The 16,570-nt window shown below is 68.5% G+C and carries 13 protein-coding genes; 12 read left to right on the top strand and 1 reads right to left on the bottom strand.

Annotation, left to right across the window (positions count from 1 at the left end; genetic code table 11):
• Window positions 1–19 precede the first annotated feature (19 nt).
• Entirely contained in the window at window positions 20–778 is a 759-nt protein-coding gene (gene rnc, locus GO592_RS16905; RefSeq protein WP_007296872.1) for a ribonuclease III, read from the top strand.
• Window positions 771–1,649 carry a bifunctional DNA-formamidopyrimidine glycosylase/DNA-(apurinic or apyrimidinic site) lyase gene (mutM, locus tag GO592_RS16900; protein ID WP_007296873.1) on the top strand — a complete coding sequence of 293 codons (879 nt, stop codon included), beginning with the start codon at window positions 771–773 and terminating at the stop codon, window positions 1,647–1,649. The genes rnc and mutM overlap by 8 nt, the downstream gene beginning before the upstream one ends.
• Here the strand turns inward: mutM and GO592_RS16895 are convergent.
• A complete protein-coding gene (locus GO592_RS16895; protein WP_007296874.1) occupies window positions 1,591–2,295 on the bottom strand; it encodes a pyridoxamine 5'-phosphate oxidase family protein in 705 nt (234 codons plus the stop codon). The genes mutM and GO592_RS16895 overlap by 59 nt on opposite strands.
• Window positions 2,296–2,442: 147 nt before the next feature.
• On the opposite strand from GO592_RS16895, the gene GO592_RS16890 reads away from it, so the two are divergent.
• The 10 genes from GO592_RS16890 (at window position 2,443) to GO592_RS16845 (ending at window position 16,401) form a co-directional block, all read left to right on the top strand.
• Complete coding sequence (locus GO592_RS16890) at window positions 2,443–2,883, top strand: OsmC family protein (RefSeq protein WP_007296875.1); 441 nt, start codon at window positions 2,443–2,445, stop codon at window positions 2,881–2,883.
• Window positions 2,883–3,812 carry a hypothetical protein gene (locus GO592_RS16885; RefSeq protein WP_007296876.1) on the top strand — a complete coding sequence of 310 codons (930 nt, stop codon included), beginning with the start codon at window positions 2,883–2,885 and terminating at the stop codon, window positions 3,810–3,812. Before GO592_RS16890 ends, GO592_RS16885 begins: the two co-directional genes overlap by 1 nt.
• Before the next feature lie 5 nt (window positions 3,813–3,817).
• A complete protein-coding gene (locus tag GO592_RS16880; RefSeq protein WP_272943272.1) occupies window positions 3,818–4,087 on the top strand; it encodes an acylphosphatase in 270 nt (89 codons plus the stop codon).
• A 22-nt stretch (window positions 4,088–4,109) separates the two neighbouring features.
• Window positions 4,110–7,715 carry a chromosome segregation protein SMC gene (gene smc / locus GO592_RS16875; RefSeq protein WP_007296878.1) on the top strand — a complete coding sequence of 1,202 codons (3,606 nt, stop codon included), beginning with the start codon at window positions 4,110–4,112 and terminating at the stop codon, window positions 7,713–7,715.
• A 66-nt stretch (window positions 7,716–7,781) separates the two neighbouring features.
• Window positions 7,782–9,185, top strand: coding sequence for a signal recognition particle-docking protein FtsY (gene ftsY, locus GO592_RS16870; RefSeq protein ID WP_007296879.1), 1,404 nt, complete (start codon window positions 7,782–7,784; stop codon window positions 9,183–9,185).
• A gap of 259 nt (window positions 9,186–9,444) precedes the next feature.
• A complete protein-coding gene (locus tag GO592_RS16865) occupies window positions 9,445–10,764 on the top strand; it encodes an ammonium transporter (protein ID WP_210752954.1) in 1,320 nt (439 codons plus the stop codon).
• Window positions 10,765–10,768: 4 nt separating this feature from the next.
• Entirely contained in the window at window positions 10,769–11,107 is a 339-nt protein-coding gene (locus tag GO592_RS16860; protein ID WP_005240467.1) for a P-II family nitrogen regulator, read from the top strand.
• Window positions 11,097–13,649 carry a [protein-PII] uridylyltransferase gene (locus GO592_RS16855; RefSeq protein WP_007296880.1) on the top strand — a complete coding sequence of 851 codons (2,553 nt, stop codon included), beginning with the start codon at window positions 11,097–11,099 and terminating at the stop codon, window positions 13,647–13,649. The genes GO592_RS16860 and GO592_RS16855 overlap by 11 nt, the downstream gene beginning before the upstream one ends.
• Window positions 13,650–13,725: 76 nt before the next feature.
• The gene (gene ffh, locus GO592_RS16850) at window positions 13,726–15,312 is read left to right on the top strand and encodes a signal recognition particle protein (protein WP_005564859.1); all 1,587 of its coding nucleotides are present in this window, start codon (window positions 13,726–13,728) and stop codon (window positions 15,310–15,312) included.
• A gap of 3 nt (window positions 15,313–15,315) precedes the next feature.
• Window positions 15,316–16,401: an amidohydrolase family protein gene (locus GO592_RS16845; protein ID WP_007296881.1), complete on the top strand. Its 1,086-nt coding sequence runs from the start codon at window positions 15,316–15,318 to the stop codon at window positions 16,399–16,401.
• Window positions 16,402–16,570: the final 169 nt, after the last annotated feature.

Here is a 16,570-nt window from a genome sequence, read left to right as displayed (position 1 = left end):
TTCTCCGCGGAGAGGCGTTGTGACGAGCGACATCAGTAATACACCCGCCGGCGGCGAGGAGGATCATACATCCCTCCTCGCCGCCCTCGGCGTAGAAATCGAGCCTTCGCTGCTCACCTTGGCGTTGACGCACCGCTCGTATGCGTACGAGAACGGTGGTCTCCCCACCAACGAGCGTCTCGAATTTCTCGGCGACTCCGTGCTCGGAGTCACCGTCACCGAGAAGCTCTACCTTGCGCATCCGGACAAGTCCGAGGGCGACCTCGCGAAGATCCGGGCGAGCATCGTCAACATGCACGCGCTCGCGGAGGTGGCCCGCAGTCTCGGTGAAGGCGGCCTCGGTGCCCATCTCCTGCTCGGTAAAGGCGAGGAGATGACCGGTGGCCGTGACAAGCCGAGCATCCTGGCCGACGGCATGGAGTCGATTCTCGGCGCCATCCACCTCGAGCACGGCATCGACACGGCGCGACGCGTCGTACTCGACCTCTTCAGCGACCTCCTCCAGCGGGCCCCCCGTCTCGGTGCGGGTCTCGACTGGAAGACGAGTCTGCAGGAGTTGACCGCGGAGCGTGGCGTCGGCGTCCCGGCGTACGAGATCACCGCGACCGGCCCGGACCACGACAAGGAATTCACCGCCACCGTGATCGTCGGCGGCAAGCCCCTCGGCGTCGGTATCGGCCGCTCCAAGAAAGAGGCCGAGCAGAAGGCTGCGAGCACGGCGTGGAATGCGTTGTCCGACGCAGGCCCCGACGTAGCGGCCGACGACGTCAGTGCCTGAACTACCCGAAGTCGAGGTGGTCCGGCGCGGACTCGAACGCCACATCGTGGGGGCGTCGATCGATTCCGTCGACATCCTGCACCCGCGGGCGATCCGGCGTCATCTGCCCGGCGCCGCCGACCTCGCCGGACAGCTCACCGGCGAACGCATCGCGAGCGCCGACCGTCGTGGAAAGTATCTGTGGCTGGTCCTCGAACCCAGCACGGTCGCTCTCGTGGTGCATCTCGGCATGAGTGGTCAAATGCTCGTGCAGCCACCGGAATTGCCGACCGAGAAGCATCTGCGCATCCGTGCCCGGCTCGATTCCGGTCTCGACCTCCGGTTCGTCGACCAGCGGACGTTCGGGGGCTGGGCGCTGGCACCGCTCGTCGACGTCGACGGCTCGCTCGTGCCGGACTCGGTGGCGCACATCGCCCGTGACCCACTGGATCCGCGGTTCGACCTCGCGGCGACCGTGAAGGTCGTGCGCGGCAAGCACACCGAGATCAAGCGTGCGCTTCTCGACCAGACCGTCGTCTCCGGCATCGGCAACATCTACGCGGACGAGGCGCTGTGGCGCGCACAGATCCACGGAAATCGGCTCACTGACAGGGTGAGTGGTCCCAAGGTCCGTGAACTGCTCACGGCCGCCCGGGAGGTCATGCGTGAGGCACTCACGCAGGGCGGCACGTCCTTCGACGCGCTCTACGTGAACGTCAACGGCGAGTCGGGCTATTTCGACCGTTCGCTGTCCGCCTACGGTCAGGAGGATCGCCCGTGCCCGCGGTGCGGCACCGCGATCCGGCGGGAGAAATTCATGAACCGCTCGTCGTTCAGTTGCCCGAAGTGCCAGCCGGCACCACGGAGAAGCCCGGCGAAATCGTCTGTGTGAGTTCGGCGGTCACGGGCTCGTCGGCGAACTGTCCGTCGGTGTCGTGGCGCGGTGTCGCCTTGGCGTCGAAGTAGTCGCCGCCCTTGCGTTTCACGTCGTCGGTGCCCCATTCGCGGTGGCGGGGGACCGGTGCCATTCTCGGAATGTGCTTTCGGCAGTGGATGTATGCCTCCTCCACCTCCACCACCACCCAGCGTTCCGGGATCCGGCCGTTCGTGTGGTCCGCAGGCAGATCCGCGATGTCGGAGCGGAGGACCGGGTCTTCGACGATCCGGGCCGAACCGTTCACGTGCAGTCCGATGAGGTCCTGCACGAAGTCCACGAGAATGATTCCGACGTGCGGGTTTTCCCGGATGTTGCCGAGGCTCGCCATCACGCCGTTGCCGCGGTACTCCGGGTACGCGAGGGTCTTCGAGTCGATGACGTGCATGAATCCGGGTGTCCCGGCGCGCAGACTGTTGTCGCATTCGCCGGACGCGTCGGCGGTGGCGATGAAGGCGATCTCCTGGCGTCCGATGAACTCGATCATCGTCGGATTGAGATGGTCCAGCATCTGATCCGCGTAGAACTTGGCGGCACGATCCTCGGTCCCGTACTCGGACTGAAGTTGGCGCTCTCCGGCACTACCGATCTGGCCCATCTGCATTCCCCGCTACGTCTCGGCGTCATTGGTCGGTTCACCTTACGGCCCACCGGTTCCCTCTGCTGAGAATCCTCGTTCACAATTGCGCGGAAACCACTGCCGCCCACCCACCTACCTGGTGGTGCGTCGATCGGTGGCAGGATTGAGCGCATGGCAGAACAGACTTCCGACACGACGGCGCCCACCTCACTGTGGGTCGAGCGAACGGGCACCCGGCGGTACACCGGCCGCAGCTCGCGCGGCGCCGAGGTCCTGATCGGCTCCGAGGGCGTGGAGGGTGTGTTCACCCCCGGGGAACTCCTGAAGATCGCACTCGCCGCGTGCAGCGGAATGAGCTCGGACTTCCCGCTGTCGTGGCGGCTGGGCGACAACTACGACGCCACCATCTTGGTGTCCGGTGCCGCGGACCGGGAGAACGAGGTGTACCCGCAGCTGGACGAGGTCATGGAGCTGGACCTCAGCGAACTCGACGCCGATGCGCAGGAGCGTCTGGTGGCGCTCGTGGAACGGTCGGTCGACAAGGTCTGCACGGTCGGGCGGACGCTGAAGGCCGGGACGAAAGTGACGCTGACCGTCGAGAGAGAAGCATGATGCGGCGAGAGCTGGCCGCGCTCGCGGGCGGGGCGGCGCTCTGCGGGGGTCTGCTCGTGGTCGCGCCCGCGGCCGCCGGGCCCGCGTTCTCGCCGCCCGGCGGCGCGTGCACCCCGTGGTCGGTGTCGGAGGTGACGTCCGGGGCGGGGGTTCTCGAGAACCTGGCCTTCGACGGGGCGGGCACCATGCTGGTGTCGCGAACAGGCCTGGTCGGCGGTGGAGCCCTCGACGGGGTCGCCCCCGACGGCACCGTCACCCCGATCGTGCCCGAGGTCGAGTCGCCCGGCGGAATCGCCGTGGACGGTGCCGACGCGTACTTCGCCACGGGGAACTCCTTCGCCGCCGGGGTCACGGGCTCGGCGAGCGGCACGGTCGACGTCGTGAACCTCGCCACGGGTGACACACGAACCGTGGCCGAGGGGCTGGTCATGCCGAACGGGCTGGTCCGGCTGAGTAACGGAGACATTCTCACCGCCCGGAATCTGGGCTCCGGGGCGGGACTGACCCGCGTTCCGGCCGCGGATCCCCACACGCCGGAGGTCGTGCGCACCGATCTGGGAACGGTCGACGGTCTCGCCGCGCACGACGGCAACGTCTACACGGTGACGACGTTCGACACGACCACCGCGCTGCGCATCCTCCGCGAAGACGACCTGAGCGGTCCCGTCGTGTCGGTCGAACTGCCCGGCTCCGGGCCCCTCAACGCGGCCGACGATCTCACCGTCGGACCGGACGGCATCGTCTACGTCGCCTACAACGGCGGCGGCAAAGTGGTGCGGGTCGATCCCACGACGGGGGAGAGTTGCGCCCTCGCGTCCGGGCTGCCGCTGGTGTCGTCGGTGCGGTTCGGCGCCGGGCCGGGCTGGGATCCGGACGCGCTCTACGCCACCAGCTTCACCGGGAAGATCTACAAACTCGAACGGTTGTGACGGACATGGAGAGAATGACCGCGTGGGTGCACGGATTCGTGCAGGGTGTGGGATTCCGGTGGTGGACCCGCGCCCGCGCGCTGGAACTCGGCCTCGTCGGATACGCGGCCAACCAGAAGGACGGCCGCGTGCTCGTCATCGCCGAGGGGCCTCGCGAGAAGCTGGAGACCCTCCTGACGCTGCTGCGGTCGGGAGACACGCCGGGCGCGGTGGATCTCGTCGTGGAGCAATGGGATCCCGCCCGCGGCGACCTCACCGGGTTCGTGGAACGGTGAACCGCAGGTAAAGTTCTCCGTCATGCATCTGAAGAGTCTGACGCTGAAGGGATTCAAATCCTTTGCGTCCGCAACGACTCTGCGATTCGAGCCGGGAATCACCTGTGTCGTGGGGCCCAACGGGTCGGGTAAGTCCAACGTCGTCGACGCGCTCACCTGGGTGATGGGCGAGCAGGGGGCGAAGGCGCTGCGCGGCGGCAAGATGGAAGACGTCATCTTCGCCGGCACCGCCGGGCGGGCGCCCCTCGGACGCGCCGAGGTCACGCTGACCATCGACAACTCCGACGGCGCCCTGCCGATCGACTACTCCGAGGTGTCGATCACCCGGCGCATGTTCCGCGACGGAGCCGGCGAATACGAGATCAACGGCAGCTCGTGCCGGCTGATGGACGTGCAGGAACTGCTCAGCGACTCCGGCATCGGCCGGGAGATGCACGTGATCGTCGGTCAGGGCCGCCTCGCCGCCATCCTCGAATCCCGTCCGGAGGACCGCCGCGCGTTCATCGAGGAAGCAGCCGGCGTCCTCAAGCACCGCAAACGCAAGGAAAAGGCGGTCCGCAAACTCGACGCGATGCAGGCCAACCTGGCGCGCCTGAACGACCTCACGGCGGAACTGCGGCGCCAGCTCAAACCACTCGGACGGCAGGCCGAGGTGGCACGCCGCGCCCAGACCGTGCAGGCCGACCTCCGCGACGCGAAGCTGCGGCTCGCCGCGGACGACCTGGTCACGCGACGCGAGGACCTGGCCAACCAGGCTCAGGACGAGAAGGTCGCGCGAGAGCAGCACGACCAGGTCACCGAGGCACTCGACGAAGCCAATCTCGAGCTGGGACGGCACGAACAGGAACTGTCGAGGCTCACACCGGGTGCGGAAGCGGCCGCGCAGACCTGGTTCCAGCTGTCGGCACTCGCCGAGCGCGTCAACGCGACCATCCGCATCGCCCGCGAGCGGGCGCGTCACCTCGACGCCGAGCCCTCCGCGAACCGCGGTCAGGATCCCGACGAGATGGAGGCCCGCGCCGACCGGATCGCCGCGGAGGAAATGGAGCTCGTCGAAGCCGTCGAGATGGCGCGCGCGGCGCTGGACGCGGCCAAGGAGCAGCTGGCACTGGGGGAGGAGACCGCCGCCGAGGCGGAACGAGCCCACATGGCAGCGGTCCGGGCGATCGCCGACCGCCGTGAAGGCCTGGCCCGGCTGTCCGGCCAGGTCGACACGCTGCGCACCCGCGCCGACTCCGTCGACGCTGAAGTGTCCCGGCTGACCGTCGCGATCGAGGAGGCCCGCCAGCGCGGCGACGCGGCACAGTCAGAGTTCGAGGTCGTCCAGGACGAGATCGGTGACCTCGACGCCGGCGAGCTCGGACTGGATTCCCACCACGAGCGTGCCGTCGAGGCACTGCGTCTGATCACCGAACGCGTCACCGAACTCCAGGCCGAGGAGCGCGCAGCCGGGCAGGAAGTGGCATCCCTGCGTGCCCGGATCGACGCACTGTCGATGGGCCTCGAACGCAAGGACGGCGCCGGCTGGCTCGTCGAGAATCGCGGCGAACACGGCATCCGCGGACCGATCGGTGGCCTCATCACCGTCGAGAAGGGGTACGAGGGCGCCGTCGCGGCCGCCATGGGCCCCGCCGCCGACGCTGTCGTCGCCGAATCCCTCGACGCCGCCCGTAGCGCAGTCGGTGCGCTGAAGGAGACGGACAGCGGTCGGGCGTCCCTGGTCATCGGAACCGATCTGGCGGCGCCGAACGGCGGACACCTGGACTCCGGCGCCCGGTGGGCCGTCGACGTCATCGACTGCCCGGCCGAACTGCGGACCGGACTCGCGGCGCTCCTGGGTGGAGTGGTCGTGGTCGATTCCCTCGACGACGCCGTCGAAACCGTCCGGCGCAGGCCCGACGTGCGCGCCGTCACCCGCGACGGAGATCTCCTCGGAGCGGGCTGGATGAGCGGCGGGTCGGACCGTCAGCCGAGCACCCTCGAGGTCCAGGCCGCCATCGACAACTCGGTGCAGGATCTCGCCCTCGCCGAACGTCGCGCCGAGGAACTGTCCGCGGCACTGTCCGGCGCGGTCGCGGAACAAGCCGACCGCCAGGAGAACGCCGAGCAGGCACTGGCCGCGCTGAACGAGTCCGACGCCGCGATGTCCGCCATCTACGAGCGCCTCGGCCGCCTCGGCCAGGCCGCGCGGGCCGCGCGCGCCGAATCCGATCGGCTCATGGCGCAGCGCGACAAGGCCGAGAGCGGTCGCGAGGACACGCTGACCGCGCTCGCCGAACTCGAGGAACGGCTGCGCCTGGCGGAACAGGACGGGTCGTCCGCCGGCGCCGACACGGGCGGTTCCGACACGACGAGCATCGATCGTGAGATGGCGGCCGCCGCACTGGCCGAAGTGCGGGCCGTGGAAGTGGAAGCCCGGCTGTCCGTGCGCACGGCCGAGGAGCGCGCCGAGTCGGTGCGCGGCAAGGCCGACTCCCTGCGCCGCGCCGCACAGGTGGAACGCGACGCGCGCGCCCGCGCCGAACGCGCGATGAAGGCCCGCCAGAACGCGGCCGCCGTCGCGGCGGCGGTCGCCGAGTCGGGACAGCGGGTCGCCGAGCACCTCGGTGACGTCGTCGACGCCGCGATGGCGCACCGTGACGGACTCGCCCGGGCCCGCACCGAGCGGACGACCCAACTCGAACAGGTGAAGGAAAAGGTGCGTCAGCTGACCGGACAGCTGGCGTCGCTCACCGATGCCGTGCACCGCGACGAGGTGGCTCGCGCCCAGGCCGCGCTGCGCATCGAGCAGCTCGAGGAGGCGATCCTCGAACAGCACGGGATCGGCCTGGACGATCTGATCGCCGAATACGGCCCCGATGTCGCGCTGCCGCCGTCCGCACTCGAGATGGAGGAGTACGAGCAGGCGAAGGAGCGCGGCGAGCAGGTCACGATGCCCGCACCGATTCCGTACGACCGCGCGACGCAGGAACGTCGCGCGAAACGTGCCGAGAAGGACCTGGCGACGCTCGGCAAGGTCAACCCCCTGGCACTCGAGGAGTTCGCCGCACTCGAGGAGCGATACAACTTCCTCTCGACTCAACTCGAGGACGTGAAGACCGCGCGCAAGGATCTTCTCGGTGTGGTGGCCGACGTCGATGCCCGCATCCTGCAGGTGTTCACCGAGGCCTATTCGGACGTCGAACGCGAATTCGTGCAGGTGTTCGCGAAGCTGTTCCCCGGTGGTGAGGGCAGGCTGGTGCTCACCGATCCGTCGAACATGCTGACGACCGGCATCGAGGTGGAGGCCCGCCCGCCCGGCAAGAAGGTCAAGCGGCTGTCGCTGCTGTCCGGTGGCGAGAAGTCTTTGACGGCGGTGGCGATGCTCGTGGCGATCTTCCGGGCCAGGCCCTCCCCTTTCTATGTGATGGACGAGGTGGAGGCCGCGCTGGACGACACGAACCTGCGTCGTCTCATCGGGTTGTTCGAGCAGTTGCGGGAGAAGTCGCAGCTGATCGTCATCACCCACCAGAAGCCGACGATGGAGGTGGCCGACGCGCTCTACGGCGTCAGCATGCGCGGCGACGGCATCACCACCGTCATCTCGCAGCGGCTCCGTGGCCAGGACATGGCGGCCGCGGACGCGTGATTTCGACCCGCTCCGGGACGGCGCGGGCGGGAAGGCAGTGCGCGACGAAATCCGGAGCCTGAAACAATGGGCGGCGTGACTACCGGAGCTTGGATTGCCATCGCGGCCGCACTGGCCGTACTTCTCGTCGTTCTCGTCGTCGGGTCCCTGCTGTATCGGCGTCGCCGGATTTCCCTGAAGGCGCCGGACACCCCGCAGGTCACCACGGCGGAGAAGGACCGTTCGGGCAGTTACCGGGCGGACGGCGGGTTCAACTTCAGCCAGGGGTCGACGGCGACGGCACCGCCGCGTCCGCCTGCGCCCGAGCCGGTTCTGCCGAAACCGGCGCCCGAACCCGAGGTGGCCGCGCCCGAACCCGAGGTCGTCGCGCCCCCGGCGCCGGAGAAGGCCCCTGAGAAGGCCCCTGAGAAGGCCCCGGAGAAGCCGACGGCCCCGGCGGAGCCGGTCACCTACGAACCGGTCGTCGCGCCGGAGGTCGAAGCGGAACCCGAGGTCGCGCCCGCACCCGAACCCGAACCGGCTGCCGCCGTGCCGGTGCTCGACGTCATCGCCCCCACCGAAGGACGGCTCGACCGCTTGCGGGGGCGGCTGTCCCGTTCCCAGTCCGCGGTGGGCAAGAGCCTGCTCGGACTGCTCGGCGGTGGTGATCTCGACGAGGACTCCTGGGAAGAGGTGGAGGACACGCTCCTCATCGCCGACCTCGGCTCGGCGACCACCACGAAGATCGTCACGTCGCTGCGTGAGCAGATGGCATCGCGCAGCGTCCGCACCGAGGCCGATGCCCGCGCGCTGCTGCGTGAAGTCCTGGTCGCCGAACTCCGGCCGGAACTCGATCGCTCGATCCGTGCCCTGCCGCACGACGACCACCCGGCGGTCCTGCTGGTCGTCGGTGTGAACGGCACCGGCAAGACCACCACCACCGGCAAGCTCGCACGGGTGCTCGTGGCCGACGGCAGGCGCGTCCTGCTCGGTGCCGCCGACACGTTCCGTGCCGCCGCCGCGGACCAATTGCAGACGTGGGCCGAGCGAGTGGGCGCCGAGGTGGTGCGCGGGAAGGAAGCCGCAGATCCGGCGGCCGTCGCGTTCGACGCCGTGTCCAAGGGAATCGATACCGGCGTCGACGTCGTGCTGATCGATACCGCCGGCCGGCTCCACACGAAGACGGGACTGATGGACGAGCTCGGCAAGGTGAAGCGGGTCATCGAGAAGAAGGCCTCGGTCGACGACGTGCTCCTCGTCCTCGACGCGACCATCGGCCAGAACGGCCTCGCGCAGGCGCGGGTGTTCGCCGAGGTCGTCGACATCACCGGTGTGGTCCTCACCAAGCTCGACGGCACCGCCAAGGGCGGCATCGTGTTCCAGGTTCAGCACGAACTGGGGGTTCCCGTGAAGCTCGTCGGGCTCGGTGAGGGCGCCGACGATCTGGCGCCGTTCGAGCCGGGCGCCTTCGTCGACGCGTTGCTCGGCTGACGCAGCGATTCGGGGTCGTCGCGGGGTCCCGGACCGCTCCGGGGCGATGAAACCGACCGCAAATCGCCTGGCGAAACCTGGACGCAACAAAATAGGCCGATGCGTTCACGAGCGCGAAACAGTGCAGTGGCATAGCCGAAACACCAACTGAGCACCCTTCTTCTCAGGTCGTCAGCCGCTACCGGCTGGGCAGAGAAGGAGGAGGCTCAAGGTGGATTTCCCCACTATCGGTGCACCGGACACCGGGGACACAGCGTGGATGCTGACCAGCGCCGCGCTCGTGTTGCTCATGACTCCGGGTCTTGCGTTCTTCTACGGCGGCATGGTGCGGGCCAAGAGCGTGCTGAACATGCTCATGATGAGCATCAGCGCGATGGGTGTCGTCGGCATCCTGTGGGTTCTCTACGGCTACTCCATGGCCTTCGGTGAGGACAAGGGAAACCTTGTCGGTGATCCGTTTCAGTACTTCGGACTCAAGGGACTGTTCGGCGGGTCCTACCTCGCCGAGACCGACGACGCAGGTTCGGTCATCGCCGATTCCGCGATCCCGCTCGTCGGCACCATCCCCGCGACGGTGTTCGTCGCGTTCCAGGCCATGTTCGCGATCATCACCGTCGCCCTCATTTCGGGTGCCGTGGCGGATCGCCTGCGCTTCGGGCCCTGGCTGCTGTTCGCCGGCCTCTGGGCGACGGTCGTGTACTTCCCCGTGGCGCACTGGGTGTTCGCCTTCGACGGTGTCACCGCCGAGACCGGTGGCTGGATCGCCAACAAGCTCGCCGCGGTCGACTTCGCGGGTGGTACCGCCGTCCACATCAACGCCGGCGCCGCCGGCCTCGTCCTCGCGATCATTCTCGGCAAGCGCAAGGGATGGCCGGGAACCCCGTTCCGCCCGCACAACCTGCCCTTCGTGATGCTCGGCGCCGGCCTCCTCTGGTTCGGCTGGTTCGGTTTCAACGCCGGTTCGGCCGTCGGGTCCAACGGCATCGCCGGAGCAACCTTCATCACCACCGTCATCGGAACGTGCGCGGCCATGCTCGCCTGGCTCCTGGTCGAGCGGATTCGCGACGGCCACGCCACCACACTCGGCGCGGCGTCCGGAATCGTGGCCGGCCTGGTTGCCATCACGCCTTCCTGCTCCTCGGTGAACGTCCTCGGCGCACTCGCCATCGGCGTCGTGGCAGGCGCACTCTGCGCGCTCGCGGTCGGACTCAAGTTCCGCTTCGGATTCGACGACTCGCTCGATGTCGTCGGTGTCCACCTCGTCGGCGGCATCGTCGGAACGCTGATGGTGGGCCTGGTCGCAACGGCTGAGGCGCCCGCGGGTGTTGTCGGACTGTTCTATGGTGGAGGCCTCGACCAACTCTGGCGTCAGGCAGTGGGCGCCGGAGCAGTACTGCTTTACTCGCTCGTCGGTACAGCCGTCGTCGCGTTGATCGTGAAGTTCACGATCGGTCTGCGGCTCAGCGACGAGGGTGAATCACTTGGAGTGGACGAGTCGGAACACGCAGAAACTGGCTACGATTTCGCCGCTCTCGGCGGAAACTCGGCAACTGCTCGTGTATCCGGCAAGGAGGGATGAGGAAATGAAGCTGATCACAGCAATTGTCAAGCCGTTCACTCTGGAGGACGTGAAGACGGGCCTCGAGCAGGCGGGCGTCCTCGGGATGACCGTCAGCGAGGTTCAAGGGTACGGCCGGCAGAAGGGCCACACCGAAGTCTACCGAGGTGCCGAGTACTCGGTCGATTTCGTTCCGAAGGTCCGAGTCGAGGTCGTCGTGGACGACGCTGCTGTGGACAAGGTCGTCGAGGTGATCGTCGAGGCGGCACGCACCGGCAAGATCGGTGACGGCAAGGTCTGGGTCTCACCGGTCGAGTCGGTGATCCGGGTGCGTACCGGGGAACGCGGCGCCGATGCGCTCTGACCCCAACGGGTCCGGTAAGACCGGCCCTGGTCCCGTCGCCAAGGCGACGGAACCAGGGCCGGTTGCGTCAGGCGGATCGGACCAAGCAGCGGACCTGGCCCGCGCACGTAGGCAACTGCTCACCGGTGGCTCCGAGACCAGCCCCGGCGCAAGGAATTCCGCAGGTCACGGGCGTCGACTCGACGCAGCCGCGCTCCGTCACGCGCTCGTCGACCTGCACGAGTTCTGGTTGACCACAAAGGGTGCCGAGCTGGGCATCAAACCCGACAGCGGCTTCGCGCTCGTCGCGGTCGGTGGGCTCGGTCGCCGGGAACTCCTGCCGTATTCGGATCTCGACCTCCTTCTGCTTCACGACGACATGGATCCGACGGTCGTCTCGCAGGTGGCCGACCAGCTCTGGTATCCGTTGTGGGACGCGCACATCAAGCTCGACCACAGCGTCCGCACCATCCCTCAGGCCCTGCAGGTGGCGGACACGGACATCACCGCGGCGCTGGGAATGCTCGAGGCCCGTCACATCGTCGGCGACGTCGAGCTGACCAATCTGCTCATCAGCGGGGTGCGCCGGCAGTGGCGCACCGACATCCGCAACCGTTTCGACGGCCTCATCGAGCAGACCCGGTCGCGCTGGGAACGCAGCGGCGAGATCGCCCACCGCGCAGAGCCCGACCTGAAGAGCGGTCGCGGTGGACTGCGGGACGTACAGTTGCTCAACGCGCTGTCCATCGCGCAGCTCACCGACGGCATGCCCGGGCTCGGTCCCGAGTCACCCGGCGGGGGACTGGCACTCGCACATCGCCGGCTCCTCGACGTCCGCACCGAACTGCACCGGGTCGCAGGCCGCTCCCGGGATCAGTTGCGAGCGCAGGACGCCGACGAGATCGGCGCCGCACTGCGGATCGGCGATCGATTCGACCTCGCGCGCATGCTCAGCGACGCCGCGCGCACCATCAGCTATTCCGTCGAGGTCGGTGTGCGGACGGCCGGACACGCCCTGCCGCGGCGCGGTCTGGCGCGGTTGCGCCGACCACCGGTGCGACGGCCCCTCGACGAGGGTGTCGTCGAGCACGCCGGGGAAGTGGTGCTGGCGCGCGACGCCCGGCCGGCGAAGGACCCCGGCCTCGTGCTGCGGGTCGCGTCGGCGTCGGCGACGACGGGGATGCCGATGTCGGCGTCCACTCTGAATCGCTTGGCCGACAACGCCCCCGAGCTGCGCGAGCCGTGGTCGAAGGAGGCGCTGAACGATCTGCTGGTGATGCTCGGCTCGGGTAGCCGTGCCGTCGCGGCGATCGAGGCTCTCGATCGGACCGGGCTGTGGGGCAGGCTTCTTCCCGAGTGGGGTGCCGTCCGGGATCTGCCGCCGCGGGACGCGGTGCACACGTGGACCGTCGATCGTCATCTCGTCGAGACCGCCGCCTACGCCAGTGGGTTCACCACCCGCGTCGCGCGCCCGGACCTGCTGATGCTCGGTGCGTTGCTGCACGACATCGGCAAGGGCCGCGGCGGCGACCACAGTGTGGTCGGCGCGGAACTGGCCACCCAGATCGGTAAGCGTCTCGGATTGTGGCCTTCGGACGTCGCGCTGCTGACGGCGATCGTGCGCCACCATCTGCTGCTGCCGCACACCGCGACGCGGCGTGACCTCGACGATCCCGAGACGGTCGAGAAGGTCGTGGAGGCACTCGGCGGTGACGGCGTTCTGCTGGAGTTGCTGCACGCGCTGGCGGAGGCGGATTCACTGGCGACGGGTCCCGGTGTGTGGGGCGACTGGAAGTCCTCGCTGATCGGGGAACTCGTGCGGCGCTGCCGCATGGTCATGGCGGGCGAGGTTCTTCCCGCACCCGATCCGCTCGATCCGGAACACGTCGCGCTTGCGGCGTCGGGTGGCGTGCACGTCGCGCTGGTCCCCGCCGACAGTCCCCACACGTACGTGGTGACGGTCATCGCCCCCGACCAGCGTGGTCTGCTGTCGAAAGCGGCAGGTGTGCTCGCGCTTCATTCGCTGCGGGTCCACTCCGCGTCGCTGGGCAGTGCCGAGGGGTCGGCTGTCAATTCATTCGTCGTGTCTCCGAGATTCGGGGCGCCGCCGCAGGCGGGTCTGCTGCGGCAGGAACTGATCCGCGCGCTGGCGGGAGAGCTGAATCTGCTGGAGATGCTCACGGCCAAGGAAGAGGAGGCTCGCGAGAGCCAGCGCGTGGCCGCCGTGGAGGAACGGGGCGAAGCCGCGGTTCCGGTGCAGTACGCGCAGGCGCCGCCGCGGGTCATCTGGTTCGACACCGCGTCGCCCGGCGAGGTCATCCTCGAGCTCAGGGCCGAGGATCGGCTCGGGCTGCTGTCCAGGCTGGCCGACGCGTTCGACTCGTGCGGGGCCGACGTCCGCTGGGCGCGGGTGACCACCCTGGGTTCGTCGGTGATCGACTCGTTCTGCCTCGATCTCGGCGGCGGGGACACCCGGGCGAGCCGGGAACAGGTCGAGAGCGCGATCCTCGGCGTCGTTCCGCTGACGAAGCCGAAGAAGCAGGAGGGCAGCGGGGGAGAATGAACGGCAGGACGTGAGCGGCTAGGCTGGTGCCCGAGAATATCCACCGCACACTCGTATGACTTCAGGAGCGCACTCGGTGTTCGAATCCCTTTCCGACAGGTTGACCGGAACCCTCAAGGATCTGCGTGGCAAGGGTCGACTTTCCGGAGCCGACATCGATGCCACCTGCCGTGAGATCCGGTTGGCCCTGCTCGAGGCAGACGTCGCGCTGCCCGTCGTCCGCGCGTTCATCGCCAAGATCAAGGAACGCGCCAAGGGCGTCGAGGTGTCGGCGGCGCTGAACCCGGCGCAGCAGGTCGTCAAGATCGTCAACGAGGAACTCGTCGGGATCCTCGGTGGCGAGACCCGCCGTCTGGTGTTCGCCAAGACGCCGCCGACGGTCATCATGCTCGCCGGTCTGCAGGGTTCCGGTAAGACGACGCTCGCCGGCAAGCTCGCGAAGTGGCTGCGCGACCAGGGGCACACCCCGCTGCTCGTCGCCTGTGACCTGCAGCGTCCCGGCGCCGTCACCCAGCTGCAGATCGTCGGCGAGAGGGCGGGCGCCACGGTGTTCGCTCCGCACCCCGGTACGTCCATCGGCGGCGGCGACAACGAGCTGGGCATCACCGCGGCCGACCCGATCGAGGTGGCCCGGGCAGGTGTCGAGGAAGCCCGCAACAAGCAGTTCGACGTGGTCATCGTCGACACCGCGGGCCGCCTGGGTATCGACGCCGATCTGATGGCGCAGGCGGCGGGTATCCGCGACGCCGTGAACCCGGACGAGACGATCTTCGTTCTCGACGCGATGATCGGTCAGGACGCGGTCAGCACGGCTGAGGCGTTCCGTGAGGGTGTCGGATTCACCGGTGTCGTGCTCACGAAGCTCGACGGCGACGCCCGCGGTGGTGCGGCGCTCAGCGTCCGCGAGGTCACCGGGCAGCCCATCCTGTTCGCGTCCACGGGTGAGAAGCTCGAGGACTTCGACGTCTTCCACCCCGATCGCATGGCCAGCCGCATCCTCGGCATGGGTGACGTCCTCAGCCTGATCGAGGCGGCCGAGCAGCACTTCGACGCCGAGCAGGCCGAGGCCACCGCACAGAAGATCGGCTCGGGCCAGCTCACGCTGGAGGACTTCCTCGAGCAGATGATGGCCGTCCGCAAGATGGGCCCCATCGGCAACCTCCTGGGCATGCTCCCGGGTGCCGGACAGATGAAGGACGCTCTCGCGAACGTCGACGAGAAGCAGCTCGACCGGGTGCAGGCCATCATCCGCGGCATGACCCCCGCCGAGCGCGACGATCCCAAGATCATCAACGCCTCCCGCAGGCTGCGGATCGCCAACGGTTCGGGCGTCAAGGTCTCCGACGTCAACCAGCTCGTCGACCGTTTCTTCGAGGCCCGCAAGATGATGGCCGCGATGGCCGGGCGGATGGGCATGCCCGGTTCACGGAAGCAGCAGCGCAGCAAGAAGGGCAAGAAGGGCAAGAAGGGTGGCAAGGGACCGACGCCGCCGAAGGTGCGCGGAGGATTCCCCGGCGGTCTGCCCGGCGGGTTCCCTGGAATGCCGCCCGGCGGTCTTCCCGCGGGGATGCCGGATTTGTCGAACATGCCGAAGGGCCTGGACGAATTGCCGCCAGGACTCGAGGGCATCGACCTGTCCCAGCTGAAGCTGCCGAAGAAGTAGCCGATGGCTGCACTGCACTTCCGGGGGACCGGTCTGCCCGACGAACAGCCGGTCGAGTTCTGGGTCGACGGCGGTGTGATCTCGACGGAACCGGTTCCCGGCGCCGAGACCGTCTGCGAATCGGGATGGATCGTGCCCGGTCTCGTCGACGCTCACTGCCACGTGGGCATCCGGTTCGGCGGTGGGGGCGGCGAGAGCGTCGAAGGGTTGATCGCGCAGGCGGAGACCGAGCGCGACTGTGGGGTCCTGCTGATCCGTGACGCGGGTTCGCCGGTCGACACCCGGTTCGTCGACGACCGCCCCGACCTGCCGAGGATCATCCGCGCCGGGCAGCACATCGCCGCGCCCAAGCGGTACATCCGCGGACTCCCGGTCGATCTGGAGGACGAGTCGCAACTGCCGGACGAGGTGGTGCGCCAGGCCCGGGCCGGCGACGGATGGGTCAAGCTCGTCGGCGACTGGATCGACCGCTCCTCGGGCGACCTGGCGCCCTTGTGGAGCGACGACATCCTCGTCGAGGCGATCGCGGCCGCGCACCGCGAAGGGGCTCGTGTCACCGCGCACGTCTTCGCCGAGGATGCGCTTCCGGGCCTGATCAACGCCGGAATCGACTGCATCGAGCACGGCACCGGGCTCACCGACGAGACGATCGAGCTGATGGTCTCGCACGGAACCGCCCTCGTCCCGACGTTGATCAACATCGCGACGTTCCCGGACATCGCCGAGTCCGCCTCGCGGTTCCCGATCTACGCCGCGCACATGCGTGACCTGCACTCGCGGGTGAAGGACACCATCGGTGCCGCGCACGACGCGGGGATCCCGATCTACGCCGGCACCGACGCCGGCGGATCGATCGTCCACGGACGCATCGCCGACGAGGTCGAGGAACTGAAGGCGGTCGGACTGACCCCGTCCGAGGCGCTCGGCGCCGCATGCTGGGACGCGCGCGCGTGGCTCGGACATCCGGGAGTGGAAGCGGGTGCGCCCGCGGATCTGCTGGTATTCCGGAACGACCCGCGCGCGAGCAGCGACGCCCTCGCCGCGCCCGATGTCGTGGTGATGCGGGGCACCGTCGTCAAGACCCGATGACCTGGTTTCCCCCTGACGGTGTTCGTCTGGCAGAATGAACCGCTGTTCGTCGCATCCGGTCACGCACCGCGCGGCGGTCACAGGTTAGAGGCAAAACCGGGCGCGCTATTCCTGCGCGTCGCCGAATTGCACGTGACACGTGGGCACACTCGTGTGCGCACTGAAGGAG

Origin of the sequence: Rhodococcus sp. 21391 (assembly GCF_016772255.1) — a bacterium.
Lineage (GTDB): Bacteria > Actinomycetota > Actinomycetes > Mycobacteriales > Mycobacteriaceae > Rhodococcus_F > Rhodococcus_F opacus.
Note: the sequence above shows the minus strand (reverse complement) of the source record. Positions and strands in the feature narration are given on the sequence as shown.